Below are 15,187 nucleotides of genomic sequence, written 5' to 3'. Positions count from 1 at the left end.
TCCCTATCTGTCGCCTCAAAACAGTGTTTTGAGCCATCGACAACTGCGCCAAAAAATAATAGAGTAAAAAGTATCCAACTGTTAAGAGTTGGATACTTTTTTAATCAAAACTTGATCATCAAAGTAAAATCAGGTATCATGGAAGGTAAGTTCTTTCGTGAAAAAGTAAGATAATTTTGACTGTATAAAAATAAAATAATATAGAAAGTAAGATCAATCTATGTTTAAACCAGCAAAAATCGATCGTTTGCCCAAAATGAATTTTCGCTATCGTTTGTTAAAAGTAGAGAATGAGTGGTATTTAATGGAAGTCGATCGGCCAATTATCATCACCTATCTTCTTCCGTGGTTTGTTTATTTTATCCCTCATAAAGCCTATCAGCTAACAGAGGATGAAGTAGAAGCCATAGCTCCGAAAGTTCTTAAAAGAGATAAGAACATACTTTCAACTCAGACTAAAGCAGGGATTTCAACACTTGGTGCTGGTTCCTTAGCAGTTTTACTAGGTAGAGCTTTTCCGATAGAGGATTATTTATATTTTACTTCCCATCTACTGAATCTAGTGCTAATGATCCTTGTTCTAATCATTGCTTTTGGAATTCGCATTTGGATCAGTATTGGGAAAAAAGAGTCGGTCATAAAGCCTTCCAAGAAAGCTAAAAAAATGTATTGTCGCCCAGTAAGATTTAGGTTACTACTAAAAAATCTTCTATTAGTAACATTGGCTTTATTTCTTTCAGTTGTATCATTTTGCTTTGTTCTGAGTACCAGTAAACCCAATCTAATTCTTCATGTGGCCTTATTTGCTTTTTCATTGGTTTTTTTATCACATGGCAATTTATTATTATATGCTTCAGGCGAGGATTATAAGGCTAAAGTCAAGTAGATCCAGTCGAGTGAAACTCAGAAGCAAGTGCAACATCCATCTGCTTTTGGATCTTAAAAGAATTTCTTAGAAAGGAGCATGTCATGAAAAACGAAAAGAAAGTTGATATTGAGCAGGCGAACAAAGTCTACTTTAAAAGTTTAGCCAATACACGTGCTTCAGCGGCTATGATGATCAATTCGTGGACAGGCGTATTTCTGTTCGCATTTGAAATCCTTTGCTTTTATTCGTATGATGTATCAAAAGGTATAAAACCATTTAGCCATTGGTTTTTTGATATCCTCGTCATCTATTGTCTTTACCATATCATTACATTTTTCTTGCCGTTAATGGGTGCATTTATATATAGAAGACAAGTATTGTCAACGACCCTACTCTTATTCACCTATGCAGGGATGTTTTTATCGCTCCAAGTCATGGGCTTGCTCATCATTGTTTCTGCTCTGGCAAATAAAGAATTTGAGGTAGGTTTCCCAAAATATGGCTTCATCGTCATTACTTTTCTTGTGATTTGTACCTTATTGGGCTTTATTTATCATCATTTTTGGCTTAAGAAGCAGTTAAAGATTGGCTTTTCACCAACTAGAACACTGGGAAATTATTTCGCAAAATCAAGTAGTTACAGTAGCAATGCCCTAACGATCATCTTCGTCTGCTCCATGATAGGAGCGGCCCTTACTGGCTATTATGGAGTGGTGCTAGGAGTATCCGTAAGCATACTATTCAGTTACGCTTTTACTCAGTTACTGACAGAAGTAGGCTACCTCTTGTATTTGAAAATGAAAAGCAAGGAATACTGGGAAGATGAACCTGAGGATAATCCGACGTTGTGGGATTTACTATGGGGTTGGTTGAAAGGCTTCAGTCTGAAAAAAGCTAAACATCGTATTTTATTAGAAATTTTAGTTTTTATATCCTTTACAGTAATTGCCTATAATTCAGGATATTCTAAACCAGGAATAAAATATCCATTTTGGCTAGTGTGGGGAGTAAGAATTTTGGTTTATACAATCGTGCTTGATCTATTTATCAGTATAGTGCACTCTATCATGCGCAAGTTTTCGAATAAAAGGCAAGGCAAAAAATAACAAAAAATACCTAACCGAGAGCTTTCTCAGTTAGGTATTTTTGTCATTTACGCCCTTTGTATCTTATTCTAATATCAAAAGTCCTTCTTTGATTTCAAATGGGTTGTTTGGGTTGATGCGGTCATAGAACATGATGCCGTTGGTGTGGTCGATTTCATGTTGAACGACGATGGAGTTGTAGCCTTTGAGTTTGATGCGTTTCTTTTCCCCATCTTTTGTGAAATACTCAACCGTCACGCGGGCGTGGCGAACGACATAGCCTGGGACGTTTCGGTCTACAGAGAGACAGCCTTCCCCGTCGCCAAGAGCCGCATCTTGCACAGAATGGGCGACAACCTTTGGATTGTACATGACTTCTTGAAGGCTATAGGCTTCTTTTGGTGGGTTACCATCGGCATCTTCTGGATTGGGAACCAAAACAGCGATGATTCGTTTCGAGATATCCAGCTGAGGGGCAGCAAGTCCCACTCCTCCACGGAGGCCAAGTTTTTCAGCCATAACAGGGTCTTGAGAATGGTGCAAGAATTGCATCATTTTTTCACCCAGGATAATTTCCTGATCAGACAAAGGGAAGGTCACATCTTCTGCAACAGCTCGAAGTGTGGGATTTCCTTCGCGGATAATGTCATCCATATCAATCAAATGGGACGCTCTTGTAACTTTTTCAATTGCTTTCATCGTTTTACTCTCACTTTCTTTCTACCCTCCATGATAACACAAAAGAACCTAAAATTAAAGTTATCTGTCGACGGTTTCCGCATGTTTGATGGACAAATCATTCATTCTTTTTGCATCTAAAATCGTATAGATTCGTCCTTCTCTTTGGACTAAGCCCTCTTCGATCATCTGCTTGATGACACGGCTAAGGTGGCGGTAGCTGATCCCAAAACGCAGGGCCAGCTGATTCATCTTGGGCTTGAGGGTCCCATTTTCATCGCAATGCTCCAGAAAATGCGAGGCGAGGCGTTCCTTGACCGAATAATGAAAGTTGGCAGGAGCCAAATAGTTGATCTGGTGTAATTTCTCAGCCAAGGTCTTGGCCGTAGAGCGCAAAAAGGTCGGGTCCAGCAGGAGGCGGTCCTTGAAATGCCGAGCAGAGAGCTGGACGACTAGTGAGTCTTGGTCTGCAATGACCGATGTGATACAGACCCGATCGAGCAGGAGCTCAATCTCTCCTAACAGTCCAGGTTTTTCTTGGATTTCAAGGATGGTGTCGCTACCATTTTCAAGACTGTGGACGATCTTGAGCCGGCCTTTGAGAAAATAAGGAATGACATCTTGGTCAGAACCCTGGCGGCAGATATACTCTCCAGCCTGATAGAGAACGAGGTCCAGCTGACTAAGACAGTCACCTGGAAAGATCTGATCCAATTGGTAGTCAGTGATGATCTCCTTGAGTCTTGTAGATGGGGAAATTTTTTTCATCTTAATCTCCTAAAATAGGACAAATGTCCTATTTTTCTCTTTCTAAATTGATTATACTAGGATTCTATTGAAAATACTAGTTTGAATCTTTTCTAAAAAAATAGTAAAGTCAAATGTTACCAGTAAAGTGTAGGAAATAAAAAAATGAAAAAAACAATGGAAAGAATCAGTCTCTTGAGCTTGTCGCTCATGCTGATCTCATCATTTTCAATTACAGCCGGTTTGCCAGCTATGAAGGCCTATTTTAGCCAATTCGGATATTCAGCAGGCCAGGTGGAACTCTTGGTTTCCCTGCCGGCCTTTGCGGTTGTGGTCATGCTCTTTTTAAATAGCCTGATCGAGCGGTGGATGAGTGAGCGCCAGATGATTGTCGCAGGGCTCTTGCTCTTTTCAACTAGCGGCCTTGTGCCTTTGGTCGTGCAGGACTATCCTCTCATCTTTCTAAGTCGTTTGCTCTTTGGTTTGGGGACAGGAATGATCAATGCCAAGGCTATTTCGATTATCAGTGAACGCTACTCAGGCAATGACAAGACTCGGATGCTGGGCTATCGGGGGTCTGCTGAAGTGGTGGGCTCTGCCATCTTGACTTTTATTGTTGGACAACTCTTACCCCTAGGCTGGCCAGTGATCTTTGCTGTATATGGAGGTGGTTACTTGATTTTACTCCTCTATATCCTTTTTGTCCCCTATCCTAAGGGGAAAAAACAGGCTAGCTTGAAGGAGAAAAAGAAAGGTTCCGCACGCCTTCGCTCCCCTCAATGGCGTTTTAGTCTGATGCTAGCCGTGATTGCTGGTATCATCATTTGTTTCAATTCCATCATTAGCCTGCGCGTGCCGGATATCATTGTTGACGTTCGTATGGGAACAGCGACAACAGCTGGAACCGTCCTAAGTCTGATGCAATTGACAGGGATTGTAGCGGGAGTGGGATTTGCTAGTTTGACACATGTTTTCAAAAAGAACTTGCTCATGATCATGTGCTTTGGTTTCGGTCTAGCTTTAGCCTTGATTGGCTTGTCTGGACAGCTGTGGAGCTTGGTTCTAGGAACCCTCTTGGCAGGATTTACCTACAGTACGGGAGTCACCAGTATCTTCTATCACCTATCTGAAAAAATTCCGACTAATCTCCTGAATCTTGCGACCTCGCTTGTCTTGATTGGCTGCAATCTCGGATCAGCCCTCTCTTCTTTCTTCATCCAGTTGGTGACGCCACTAGCTCCCTCTAATAACCTGCTCTTTGTCTGGATTGGTGCTTTGATGGTCCTAACGGGAGTCTTTGCCTCACAATTGTTAGCACGAACGAAATGATGGAGAAATCATTTCGTTTTTTTAATTCAATCTATTGCGTCCTGTCACTAGCTCGTGTTATTATAGGAGGAGTGTGAAAAAAAGATTAGTTTAAAGGATAGAATAATGAAAAAAATCATGGAGAAAGTGAGTATTCTCGCGCTTTCATTTATTTTGACGACCTCGTTTTCGATTTCGAGTGCGCAGTCGGCCATGTTTGCCTATTACAAGGGAATTCCTCACAGCATGATTGAGCTCTTGGTCTCGCTTCCTTCTGCCGGGATCATGGTTTCACTCATCTTCAATAAATGGATTGGACGCCTATTTTCAGAGCGTCAGATGATTGTGACGGGCTTAGTTGCTTACGCTCTATGTGGCTTTATTCCCTTAATCAGTCCAGCTTATCCGGTTGTCTTTTTGTCTCGGATTATTTTCGGGATGGCAGTTGGTTTGCTCAATGTTTCTGCTATTGCCATTATCAGTGAGCGCTATAAAGGAAAAGAACGCGTCCAAACCCTTGGTATTCGTGGTTCTGCAGAGGTTGTTGGGACGGCCGTTTTAACCTTTGGAGTTAGCCTTTTGATTCGCTTTGGCTGGCAGGCTGCCTTTCTCGTTTACGGCATCAGCATTCCTATCTTACTTTTGTATCTCTTATTTGTGCCCTATGGATCTACGACGGAAGCAGTGGAGGAAAAACACCGGGATGTCAAGATGACAGGGGGTCAATGGCGGACAGCGCTCGGCTTAGCAGTCGTTGCGGCAGCTATCGTCTTGTCCAATGTCATGATCACCGTTCGGATTCCAAGCGTGGTAGAGCAAGTGGGACATGGCACTGCCCAAACTGCGGGGGTTATTTTAGCAGCCATGCAATTTGTTGGGATCTTGGCAGGTTTGGCTTTCTCGCCCTTGACCTATCTATTCCGTGATCGTTTATTATTGGTTTCGGGAGTAGCTTATGGTGTGGCCCAACTGTTGATCGGGCTTTCTGCCAATCTCTGGATGCTTGCCATTGTGACCGTCCTTGCAGGCTTTGCCTATAGTGTAGCTCTCACAACTGTTTTTAATGTCATATCTGATCAGATGCCTGCTGGAGTACTAAGTCAGGCAACGTCCATTGCGGTTTTGGGATGTAGTACAGGTTCGATCGCAACGACCTTTGTCCTTAGTCTATTAGGGACGATCTCATCTGCTCCAGTCTTCATTTTTGGATTTTCTGGTATCCTCATGATCCTGGTTTCCTTTTTTGGCCTTTGGATTGTACGAAAGAGCGGGAAGAAACCATGCGCTTAGATAAATTTTTAGTAGATTGTGGTGTGGGGAGTAGGACCGAGGTTAAGCAACTCCTCAAGCAAAAGAAAATCGCAGTAAATGGAAAAAAAGAGACAGCAGGAAAGCTGCAGATTGATCCAGCTAAGGACCAGGTGACCTTTATGGGAGAAGACCTGGTCCATGAAACCTTCGTGTATTATCTGCTTAATAAACCAGCTGGAGTCATCTCAGCGACTGAAGATGATCACCACCAAACTGTGCTAGATCTATTGGATGAGACAGCCCGTCACAAGGAAGTCTTTCCTGTCGGGCGCCTGGATATCGATACCCATGGCTTGCTGCTTTTGACCAATAACGGGAAGCTCGCTCATGCCATGCTTTCGCCGAAGAGGCATGTGTCGAAGATCTACCGTGCCCAGGTGGCTGGGATCATGGATGATGCTGATGTAGCCCGTTTTGAAGCAGGCATTGCCCTCAAAGACTTCACGACCTTGCCCGCGAGATTGCAGATCGTAGAGGTGAATGAGGCAAATGCCAGCTCCTACGTCGAAATCGAAATCGCTGAAGGAAAATTCCACCAAGTCAAGCGTATGATCGCGGCTTGTGGCAAGGAAGTGGTGGATTTAGAGCGGATCTCTATGGGTCCTCTAACGCTAGATCCAACTCTTCAATTGGGAGAATGGCGGAGACTCCATCCTTCTGAACTCAAGTCCCTAGAGGTCTTCGGAGTTCCCTTATAAGCAAAAAAATAAGCAGTCTGATTCTTACAGACTGCTTGTTTTTATTTGTATCAAGAAAATGAACTGAAAAGACAAAAAATGAATTTAATTGCTTGTTATATCAAAGCAAATTGTTTATAATGAAAAAAGATAGGTTGTGTATAAAATCACAATATGTAGTGATAATTTTTCAACTTACATACCTTATCTAGTAAACGTAGAAAAAGGAGAAAAATCGTTTATGAAAAAGTGGCTCTATTCTGTTGTGACAACAGTTGCCCTATTTTTACTAGCGGCTTTAGGATTTGCCAAACCCAATAGTCCAGCTAAAGTCCATGCAGATACGATCAATGATGTTGTGACATCTGTAAACATCTCGAAATCAACTGGTGGAGCGATTACAGATCCACTCGGTGTTTGGGAGAGTTTTCAAGTTGAAGCAAACTTTGTGTTGCCAAATGGTCGTGTAAAAAAGGGAGATCAGACCGTTATCCAACTTGGAGATGACTTTAAGGTCTTTGAAACGGACACCATTGACCTGCTGGATCCAAGCGGTCAAAAAGTTGCGACAGCAACGGTAGACGATCAAAGAAAGGTCATCACAGTAACCTATACAGACTATCCTGAAAGAATGGCCAATGTGACAGGGAAACTGCGTTTCTTTGCGCGTGTAGACCACCAAGTCGTCAAAGGACAAAAGACACTTGATTTTACTCTTACGATCGATAAGAAAGTGATTTCAGGTGGGAATATCGATTACAAAGGGGTCAATCCAGGTGAGAATCCTCCTACTCCAGAAGTCTTTAGCAAATGGGGTTGGACCAACTCAGATGATAAATTAAAATTGACCTATACCTTGAATATCAATCAAGGCCATACAGCCCTTCATAATATTGACGTTAAAGACCAATTGGCCTTTACAGATGGGAAGATCAAGGCAGATTCTGTCAATATCCATACAGGGACTTGGCAGGTCAGTGACGAAGATGGGGCTTATCATTTAAAAGATACCACAAACGTCACCAAGAATTATTCCCCTGTTGTCAGTGCTGATGGTCGTTCTCTAACGGTTCATATTGGAGATCTAGCTCCTGAACAAGGAATGACGATTCGCTATGATGTCTATCTGGACAAGGTTCCAGCCATCAATACATCCTTTAAAAACAATGCTAGCATGACAGCTACAGAAATCAAGGAGCAAAATAAGGTTGCAGACATTCTGTATCAGTTCCTTGATGGAGACTTCAATGGTGAGAAATATTCCTTCACGATTCACAAAAAAGGTGAAAATGGCCAAGCGCTTGCAGGTGCCGTCTTTGCTGTGACAGCAGATGATACTGGTGAGCAAGTGGGAACCATTACGACAGATGAGAATGGTGTTGGCACCATTACAGGCTTGATCAAACAAGCTTATACGGTTCAAGAAATTCAAGCTCCAACAGGCTATGTTCTCTCTGAAGAACCTATCAAGATTAGCAAGGATGATTTTGGAAATGACCTTGCGATTTCTCGTGATGTTGTGAACCAAAAAGAAAAAACAAGTGTCTCTGGCCAAAAGACATGGAATGACAATGACAACCAAGATGGCAAGCGTCCATCAAAAATCACAGTCAATCTCCTAGCAAATGGTGTCAAAGTCGCTTCTAAAGAAGTGAAACCAGATGCAGCAGGAACTTGGGCTTATCATTTTGATAATCTCGATGTGGTCGATGATGCTGGCAATATTATTGCTTATACTGTTTCAGAAGAACCTGTTGAAGGTTATGAAACAACTATCGAAGGAACCAATATTACCAACACTCGTACACCAGAAGTTGTTGAAATTCCAGTAACGAAAGTTTGGAAGGACAATGACAACCAAGATGGCGTTCGTCCTGACAAGGTTACTGTTCGTCTCCTTGCAGATGGTACAGAAGTAGCTAGCCAAGAGCTAAGTGCAGCGACTGATTGGAAGACAGTCTTTACTAATCTTCCAAAATACAATCACGGTAAACAAATTGTCTACACAGTCACAGAAGACACAGTAGCCAATTACTCTGCTGCGATTGATGGAACAACCATTATCAATAGCTACAAGCCAGGTAAAACCAGCGTCACTGTTACAAAACGTTGGGAAGACAACAATGACCAAGATGGCAAACGTCCAAGCGCCATTAAGGTACAGCTCTATGCAGATGGCAAAGCTCAAGGAAAAGAAGTGGAACTTTCTGATAAAAATAACTGGACCCATACCTTTAGCAATTTGCCTCTAAAAGCGAAAGGCAAAGAGATCCAGTACCAAGTGAAAGAAGTTGGGATAGTCAAAGGCTATACTAGTACGGTCGATGACAGTAACAAGGGAAATGTAGTGATCACCAATAGCCGCACACCAGAAGTAACGGAAGTAGCGGTCAAGAAGATCTGGGATGATGCAGACAATAAAGATGGTCTTCGTCCTGAAAAAATCACAGTTCGTCTCCTTGCGGATGGTCAAGAAGTAGCTGTAAAAGAAATCACAGCTACTGATAATTGGCAGGCAAGCTTTACAGATCTACCTGTATACAAGGAAGGTAAGAAGATTGCCTACACGATTACAGAAGATCCAGTAGCAGGTTATACAAGCAACATTGATGGTTTCACGGTAACCAATCGTCATACACCACCAACAACACCTCCTACCACACCACCAAGCACACCGCCAACGACACCGCCAACGACACCGCCAACAACTCCACCGACGACACCACCAACAACTCCACCGACGACACCACCAACAACTCCACCGACGACACCACCAACAACCCCACCAACAACGCCGCCAAGCACACCGGAAAAACCAGAAATTCCAACTACACCAAAAGAAGGAAAGAAAAAAATTCTTCCATCAACTGGTGAAGTTGTTGCTTACGGGTTGACCATACTCGGTGCCCTCTTAGCAATTTTTGCTTTGGCTTTGCTCTTGCGTGGTAAACGGAAAGAGAAATAAGCTTCATACCGAAAAAAGGCAAATATCCTAGAGATATTTGTCTTTTTGAATAAGTTACTTGAAGAATGATCCATCAAACCGTCCAAATTCCCAAGGTTCTTTTTAGAAAAGAGAAAAGCTCCTCTCAAAGGAAACATAAGTGTTTGACAGAAAGATGAAATCTTGGTAGAATAAGAAGGTCGAATAGACAACTAACTCTTTCTTGGTAGCAGGATATGCCAAACCTGCCACTCGGATAGAGCATAAAGAAAAGGAGCTTATCATGGCAATCTCAAAAGAGAAAAAAAATGAAATCATTGCACAATACGCACGTCACGAAGGTGACACTGGTTCAGTAGAAGTACAAGTTGCTGTCCTTACTTGGGAAATCAACCACTTGAACGAACACATCAAACAACACAAAAAAGACCACGCTACTTACCGTGGTTTGATGAAGAAAATCGGTCGCCGTCGTAACTTGTTGGCTTACCTTCGTACAAACGACGTTAACCGTTACCGTGAGTTGATCAACTCTCTTGGACTTCGTCGTTAATCTGCTCTATTTTTCACTTACGCTGCGTTGTCACCTTGCCTCGATATACTCGAGTATAATCTTCGGCTTCGGTTCCTAGCATAGTAAGGTAAAATAGACCAGATCTATCTCCCTTCGGGGAGATTTTTTGTTTTCACCAAGATTTTAGCCCGAGCTCAAAACAGCTCTATGGATTCAGAGGGCTTTTTCTTGTCTTTTCCTTATCGAACAAGATCTATCATTCTGAGAAAGTCGTTTTGTTTGACAGATGTAATATCTAGAGTTACAATTGATACATCATAAGAAATAGAGGTTATTGCTATGATTGATATTACATATCTAGACGGTGCAAAACAAGAAAGAGTCATGCATTTTGATTCCTATGAAGAGTTTGAACGATCCCAACAGACCTGCTTGATTGGGGTAGCAGATTTTTATCCTGTTGTGAAACTGACCTATAATGGGCATGAATTGGATTACCAAGGGACTTACGGAGATGTCTTCTTCTATTTGATGAAGCAAGACCTCGATCAATACAAAAACTAAAGGAGAAAAACAATGGTAAAAGCAATTACAGATGCAACATTTGAAGCAGAAACCAAAGAAGGCTTGGTCTTGGTAGACTTTTGGGCAACCTGGTGTGGTCCATGTCGCATGCAAGCTCCTATTTTAGAAAAATTATCGGAAGAACTTTCGGAAGATGAGTTAAAAATCCTAAAAATGGACGTGGATGAAAATCCAGAAACAGCGCGTGCTTTCGGCATTATGTCCATCCCAACCTTGCTCTTTAAAAAAGATGGGCAGGTTGTTAAACAAGTAGCAGGAGTGCATACCGCAGCACAAATTAAGGCCATTGTGGCTGAGTTGAGTTAAAAAGCAAAAAAGCTAAAGAAGAATGAACCTTCTTTAGCTTTTTTTGAATTTTATTCTCCCAATTCTGCACTGTAGGCAATGATTTGATCCACAGTGTCCGAAAGGAATTGGATGGTATCGCGGAGTGGTTTGTCAGTTGAGATATCTGCTCCGATGATCATGGCTGACTCAAGTGGGGTCTTGCTGCCACCTGATTTAAGGAGGTCTAGCCAATCTTTAGCTCCGTTTTCGGAGTTCTTCAAATGCAAGTATCCCGCTGTTGAGATAACCAAGCCAGCTGAGTAGGTATAGCTGTAAAGCCCCATGTAGTAGTGGCTTTGACGCATCCAGGTCAAAGCTGCGTCATCATCGATTTCAACGGCATCTCCCCAGAATTCTGTCAAGACTTCCTTCATGATGCTATTGAGCTTGCTAGCGCCGAAGGTGCCACCTTCTTCGATCAAGGTGTAGACCTTGCGTTGGAAGGCTGCTTCCAACAAGTGAGTGATGAAGTTGTGGAAGTAGGTGTCTGTCAAACGGTGAGCCAAGGCAAAACGTTTTTGACGAGGGTCGTCAAACTGGTGTTCCAAATAGTCGCTGAGGAGAAGCTCATTAAAAGTAGAAGGAGCTTCCACATAGTAGGTCGACATGTGGGCGTTGAAGTAGCTTTGGTTGTTGTCTGAGAAGATAAATTGACCAGAGTGTCCGATTTCGTGGATCAGGGTGTAGACATCGCTCATGCGTCCTGTCCAGCTCATGAGGACATAAGGATGGACGCGGTATGGGTCGGCTGCATAACCACCGGAATCCTTGCCTTCATTGGCTGCGAAATCAACCCAGCGTTCAGTTTGGTAGCGGGCAATTTCGCGGGAGTATTCTTCCCCAAGGGGTGCTACAGATTTCATGATCAAATCATAAGCATCATCAATGGTGACATCTGGGTTGAGCGCACTGTCCAAATCCAACTTCCAATCAGCAAAGGTCATTTTCTCAAGACCGTTGACCTTGGCCACGTGTTTGAGGAATTTTTGAGCGACCGGAGCGAAGTCCTTCATGATCAGGTCAATCTGACGATCAAACATGGCACGATCCACTTCCTGCTCAGCTAGGAGATAGTCAAAGACAGAGTCGTAGCCCCGCATATCTGCAATCAGTTTTTCAGACTTGACTTGAGCTAGATAGGTAGCAGCAGCCGTGTTTTGGTGCTTGCGAAGACCTTCTGAGAAAGAACGAAAGGCTTTTTCACGAACTTCTGTATTCTCATGGTTTTGGTAGAAGTTTTCATAGGTGACAAAACTATTTTTGTAGACTTTTCCATCCACTTCGAAATCAACCATTTCAAAGTCGCCTGCTCGCATCTTGGTATAGATGTCTTGTGGTCCGTAGAAGACTTCACCAAGGTTGGTCAAGGTCTTTTCCACATCAGCTCCCAAGTAGTGAGCTTTTTTAATTTTAGCCTGACGAATGGCAAAAGTGAGGTGAGGGAGTTGCCCCAGGCGTTCGAGGACTTCTTCATCCGCTTCTACCAAAGCATCATCAAAGAAGGAAAGTTCAACGCTGGCCCAAGTTTCGAAATCCATCCCCGCTTGAGCAATCTCTGCAAAAGCTTCGTCGCCAAAGTCAGTGGTTTGTGGCATAAAGCTGTAGTTGCCAATGTGGCTGAGTTGGATGTGGATTTGCTCAAAAATCGCAAAGGCAGCTTCGAAGTCTTCAAAGGTGTGGAGGTTACCCTTGTAGTTACGGACAAATTCATTGATTTCTTCACGTGTTTTTTCAATGGCACGCAAGAAGTCTTCCTGGTCTTGGTAGAGGGCTGTGAGGTCCCAGAGTTCGTTCTCAGGAAATTCAGAACGTTTTTTTAATTCCATAATGTTCTCCTTTTGATCGGTATTCTTCCTTAAGTATAGCAGAAAATAGGACAGAAACATAGAGGGAGAGGGGAAAATGCTTGTTTGAAAATCTTGAAAGAGCTGGAAAAATTGACCATTTTTGATATACTAGGATAGAAATGAGGAGGTTTTTATGAAAAAGGTTATGATTTCACTACTGGCGGGTGCGTCCGTTCTAGCTCTGGTGGCTTGTACGCCCAAACGCTATGAACGCCAAAGTAAACCAAAGACAGCAACGTCATCATCGGTTAAAAAAGAAAAGAAGGATACGGGTCAAAAGTATTATCAAGAGGTTTTGGAGCGGTATGCTAAGTATGATACAGCTCTTAAAAATGGCGATAAGTCAGGCCTGTTTGCGGAATTAGGTAAGATAAAATCTGGCTCAGAAGAAAGCATCTATCTAGATGCTTTGGAGCGCTTAGGAACTCCGGTAACCTTCCAATACGCTTTTACAGACTTGAACAAAGATGGTGTGGATGAGCTCTTGGTGTCCAATCAATACACGGGAAACAAACAATATGTTTCTGCCATCTATTACCTCAAGGGTCAAGAAGCCGAATTGCTCCATACAGCTTATACAGCTGCGGTTGGTGGCTATCGCTCCAGCCTAGACCTTTTTGATAATGGGCAAATTGTCTACGCCACTTGGCAATCTGTGAACCCAGACCGGGAATTGACCCTTTATTCGCTAGGAAAAGGGGAAGCCAAGGAAGAAAAGAAAGCAACCATTCAAATTGGTGGTGACCAAACAGCAGAGCAAGCTCTTGGGATTTCAGCCAAGCAGTTGGACCTCAGTAAGCTAGACTGGAAAAAATTTGATGGTTCAGGGGATTCCAAATCAACAGCTAAAGCCGAAGAGAAAAAATCGGAAAGCTTCCAAGTGCAAGTCAGTGTGTCGGATCTCCGTATTCGAAAAGAGCCCTCAACCTCAGCTCCATCTGCAGGAATGATCGCAAAAGGAATTCACACCATTACGGAAACCGTAGAGGCAGATGGTCATACTTGGGGCAAATTGGAATCTGGACAAGGCTGGATCGCCCTTGAATTCACAACGCGGGTGGATGGTTCTAAATCAGTGAGCTCAAGTAAGAAAAGCAGCGGAATGAATATTCAAGAAATTCAGAACGGTGATTTTTCAAGTATTGCAGGGACCTGGAGAAATGGGAAAGGAATGAGTGTAACATTTGATGATAACGGTATATCAAAGATAAATGGTGCACCAACAGATCAGGTTGTAGACCGCTTTAATCATGAATTTGGATACTTAAGTAGTAGTGTTCATTCAACTGCCCCAGCTGGTGCTTCAGCAATGAGTTTTTTCCCAGCAGGTCAAGAGTTTCCTGCATCATTAAAATATGGAAATTTTTCTGTTGATAATAGTAAGGATATTATTTATTGGGGTCAGAATGTTATTTCAGATCAAAGCGACTTGTTCTATAAGGAAGACTAAAAAAGGTTAGAAAAACAAAAAATTATATTTGCTAGTGGTCTCTTCATTGATACTGAGTAAATAGATTTCCTTTGATAGACTAGGATAAAAAAATAGGAGATATTGTGAAAAAATTTATTATTTTATTCTTAACAGTTGGTTCGGTAATTTCCCTAGTCGCCTGTGCTCCGAAACGCTACGAGCGTAAGCATGCTCCAGTAGGAACTTCATCCATCAAGAAGTCCTCTGGTGAGACCCAAGAAAAAGAGCAGTCGCAAGAAGAAAAGTCAGATAAAAATGATAAAGAAGCCATTGGGACCTTATCAAAAGCAGACCAAGCGGATATCTATTCGATCATTGAAAACAGTGCGTCTTTGACTTATTCACTTCAGGTACAACCGACTCGTTTGCTGGAGTTGAACAACGATCACAGTGCAGTTGAAGGCTACTCGCAAGACATGTTCATTGATTACTACAATACCTACACGCCGGGGACCTATAATCTGCAAGATATCATTGATAAATTAGATGCAGAAGAGACATCGGACTCTATCCGCAGTCTTTCACAAGACAAGCTGATCCAACTAACAAATGAAAAGAAAGATGGCTGGATCTATTCGACAAAGGATAAGGCCTTCTACGAAATTGTACCTGGCGGTCGTGGGGGAGCGATGCCACCGATGGAAATCCCTTCACCGGACGAATGGGTGATCAATGAAGATTCAGTTGAAGTGACAACGACTATCCAAGGAACTTCCGACCCATACAGACGTTTTGTCTTGAAACGCAACAACAAGAACTACAAGGGTGGAACCAACAAAACACGCTTTTATGTCGATAGTACAGAATTTGTGAAATCGTAAAAAT

14 protein-coding genes are annotated in these 15,187 nt (G+C 42.5%); 11 read left to right on the top strand and 3 right to left on the bottom strand.

Annotated elements, in window-relative coordinates; all coding sequences use genetic code 11:
• Positions 1 to 220: 220 nt before the first annotated feature.
• Complete coding sequence (locus tag HMPREF1195_RS07295; protein WP_023919491.1) at positions 221 to 886, top strand: DUF443 family protein; 666 nt, start codon at positions 221 to 223, stop codon at positions 884 to 886.
• Between the two features lie 83 nt (positions 887 to 969).
• Entirely contained in the window at positions 970 to 1,974 is a 1,005-nt protein-coding gene (locus HMPREF1195_RS07290; RefSeq protein WP_023919487.1) for a hypothetical protein, read from the top strand.
• Between the two features lie 63 nt (positions 1,975 to 2,037).
• Here HMPREF1195_RS07290 and def read toward each other — a convergent pair whose 3' ends face one another.
• Together def and HMPREF1195_RS07280 are read right to left on the bottom strand one after the other, a co-directional pair.
• Complete coding sequence (def, locus tag HMPREF1195_RS07285) at positions 2,038 to 2,652, bottom strand: peptide deformylase (RefSeq protein WP_003004253.1); 615 nt, start codon at positions 2,650 to 2,652, stop codon at positions 2,038 to 2,040.
• A 60-nt stretch (positions 2,653 to 2,712) separates the two neighbouring features.
• Positions 2,713 to 3,399 (bottom strand): cyclic nucleotide-binding domain-containing protein, encoded by a 687-nt coding sequence (locus tag HMPREF1195_RS07280; RefSeq protein WP_023919485.1) that lies wholly within the window; start codon positions 3,397 to 3,399, stop codon positions 2,713 to 2,715.
• A 144-nt stretch (positions 3,400 to 3,543) separates the two neighbouring features.
• Here HMPREF1195_RS07280 and HMPREF1195_RS07275 point away from each other — a divergent pair, with 144 nt between their 5' ends.
• The 7 genes from HMPREF1195_RS07275 to trxA all read left to right on the top strand — a co-directional run bounded on the left by HMPREF1195_RS07275 (position 3,544) and on the right by trxA (position 11,023).
• Entirely contained in the window at positions 3,544 to 4,707 is a 1,164-nt protein-coding gene (locus HMPREF1195_RS07275) for an MFS transporter (RefSeq protein ID WP_023919483.1), read from the top strand.
• 105 nt (positions 4,708 to 4,812) lie between these two features.
• Entirely contained in the window at positions 4,813 to 5,976 is a 1,164-nt protein-coding gene (locus tag HMPREF1195_RS07270; protein WP_023919481.1) for an MFS transporter, read from the top strand.
• The gene (locus HMPREF1195_RS07265) at positions 5,967 to 6,695 is read left to right on the top strand and encodes a pseudouridine synthase (protein ID WP_023919479.1); all 729 of its coding nucleotides are present in this window, start codon (positions 5,967 to 5,969) and stop codon (positions 6,693 to 6,695) included. The genes HMPREF1195_RS07270 and HMPREF1195_RS07265 overlap by 10 nt, the downstream gene beginning before the upstream one ends.
• 220 nt (positions 6,696 to 6,915) lie before the next feature.
• Positions 6,916 to 9,639 (top strand): Cna B-type domain-containing protein, encoded by a 2,724-nt coding sequence (locus HMPREF1195_RS07260; protein ID WP_023919477.1) that lies wholly within the window; start codon positions 6,916 to 6,918, stop codon positions 9,637 to 9,639.
• Positions 9,640 to 9,901: 262 nt separating this feature from the next.
• On the top strand, positions 9,902 to 10,171 hold the full coding sequence (gene rpsO / locus HMPREF1195_RS07255; protein ID WP_003004251.1) for a 30S ribosomal protein S15: 270 nt from the start codon (positions 9,902 to 9,904) through the stop codon (positions 10,169 to 10,171).
• Positions 10,172 to 10,471: 300 nt separating this feature from the next.
• The gene (locus tag HMPREF1195_RS07250; protein ID WP_023919474.1) at positions 10,472 to 10,696 is read left to right on the top strand and encodes a DUF4649 family protein; all 225 of its coding nucleotides are present in this window, start codon (positions 10,472 to 10,474) and stop codon (positions 10,694 to 10,696) included.
• Positions 10,697 to 10,708: 12 nt separating this feature from the next.
• Positions 10,709 to 11,023, top strand: a complete 315-nt coding sequence (gene trxA / locus HMPREF1195_RS07245; protein WP_023919472.1) for a thioredoxin — start codon at positions 10,709 to 10,711, stop codon at positions 11,021 to 11,023.
• A 50-nt stretch (positions 11,024 to 11,073) separates the two neighbouring features.
• Here the strand turns inward: trxA and pepF are convergent, their stop codons facing one another.
• A complete protein-coding gene (gene pepF, locus HMPREF1195_RS07240; protein ID WP_023919471.1) occupies positions 11,074 to 12,870 on the bottom strand; it encodes an oligoendopeptidase F in 1,797 nt (598 codons plus the stop codon).
• Between the two features lie 154 nt (positions 12,871 to 13,024).
• On the opposite strand from pepF, the gene HMPREF1195_RS07235 reads away from it, so the two are divergent.
• Together HMPREF1195_RS07235 and HMPREF1195_RS07230 are read left to right on the top strand one after the other, a co-directional pair.
• A complete protein-coding gene (locus HMPREF1195_RS07235) occupies positions 13,025 to 14,341 on the top strand; it encodes a DUF6287 domain-containing protein (protein ID WP_023919469.1) in 1,317 nt (438 codons plus the stop codon).
• Positions 14,342 to 14,445: 104 nt separating this feature from the next.
• The gene (locus HMPREF1195_RS07230) at positions 14,446 to 15,183 is read left to right on the top strand and encodes a hypothetical protein (RefSeq protein WP_023919468.1); all 738 of its coding nucleotides are present in this window, start codon (positions 14,446 to 14,448) and stop codon (positions 15,181 to 15,183) included.
• The last annotated feature ends 4 nt before the right edge of the window (positions 15,184 to 15,187 follow it).

The sequence above is a fragment of the Streptococcus parasanguinis CC87K genome (assembly GCF_000507765.1).
Lineage (GTDB): Bacteria > Bacillota > Bacilli > Lactobacillales > Streptococcaceae > Streptococcus > Streptococcus parasanguinis_J.
This window is presented reverse-complemented; position numbering and strand designations above follow the sequence as displayed.

What these genes read in the sequence shown, in the direction of transcription:
- HMPREF1195_RS07295 (WP_023919491.1), top strand. Translation starts at nt 221, where the DNA reads ATGTTTAAACCAGCAAAAATCGATCGTTTGCCCAAAATGAATTTTCGC.
- HMPREF1195_RS07290 (WP_023919487.1), top strand. Translation starts at nt 970, where the DNA reads ATGAAAAACGAAAAGAAAGTTGATATTGAGCAGGCGAACAAAGTCTAC.
- def (WP_003004253.1), bottom strand. Translation starts at nt 2,652, where the DNA reads ATGAAAGCAATTGAAAAAGTTACAAGAGCGTCCCATTTGATTGATATG.
- HMPREF1195_RS07280 (WP_023919485.1), bottom strand. Translation starts at nt 3,399, where the DNA reads ATGAAAAAAATTTCCCCATCTACAAGACTCAAGGAGATCATCACTGAC.
- HMPREF1195_RS07275 (WP_023919483.1), top strand. Translation starts at nt 3,544, where the DNA reads ATGAAAAAAACAATGGAAAGAATCAGTCTCTTGAGCTTGTCGCTCATG.
- HMPREF1195_RS07270 (WP_023919481.1), top strand. Translation starts at nt 4,813, where the DNA reads ATGAAAAAAATCATGGAGAAAGTGAGTATTCTCGCGCTTTCATTTATT.
- HMPREF1195_RS07265 (WP_023919479.1), top strand. Translation starts at nt 5,967, where the DNA reads ATGCGCTTAGATAAATTTTTAGTAGATTGTGGTGTGGGGAGTAGGACC.
- HMPREF1195_RS07260 (WP_023919477.1), top strand. Translation starts at nt 6,916, where the DNA reads ATGAAAAAGTGGCTCTATTCTGTTGTGACAACAGTTGCCCTATTTTTA.
- rpsO (WP_003004251.1), top strand. Translation starts at nt 9,902, where the DNA reads ATGGCAATCTCAAAAGAGAAAAAAAATGAAATCATTGCACAATACGCA.
- HMPREF1195_RS07250 (WP_023919474.1), top strand. Translation starts at nt 10,472, where the DNA reads ATGATTGATATTACATATCTAGACGGTGCAAAACAAGAAAGAGTCATG.
- trxA (WP_023919472.1), top strand. Translation starts at nt 10,709, where the DNA reads ATGGTAAAAGCAATTACAGATGCAACATTTGAAGCAGAAACCAAAGAA.
- pepF (WP_023919471.1), bottom strand. Translation starts at nt 12,870, where the DNA reads ATGGAATTAAAAAAACGTTCTGAATTTCCTGAGAACGAACTCTGGGAC.
- HMPREF1195_RS07235 (WP_023919469.1), top strand. Translation starts at nt 13,025, where the DNA reads ATGAAAAAGGTTATGATTTCACTACTGGCGGGTGCGTCCGTTCTAGCT.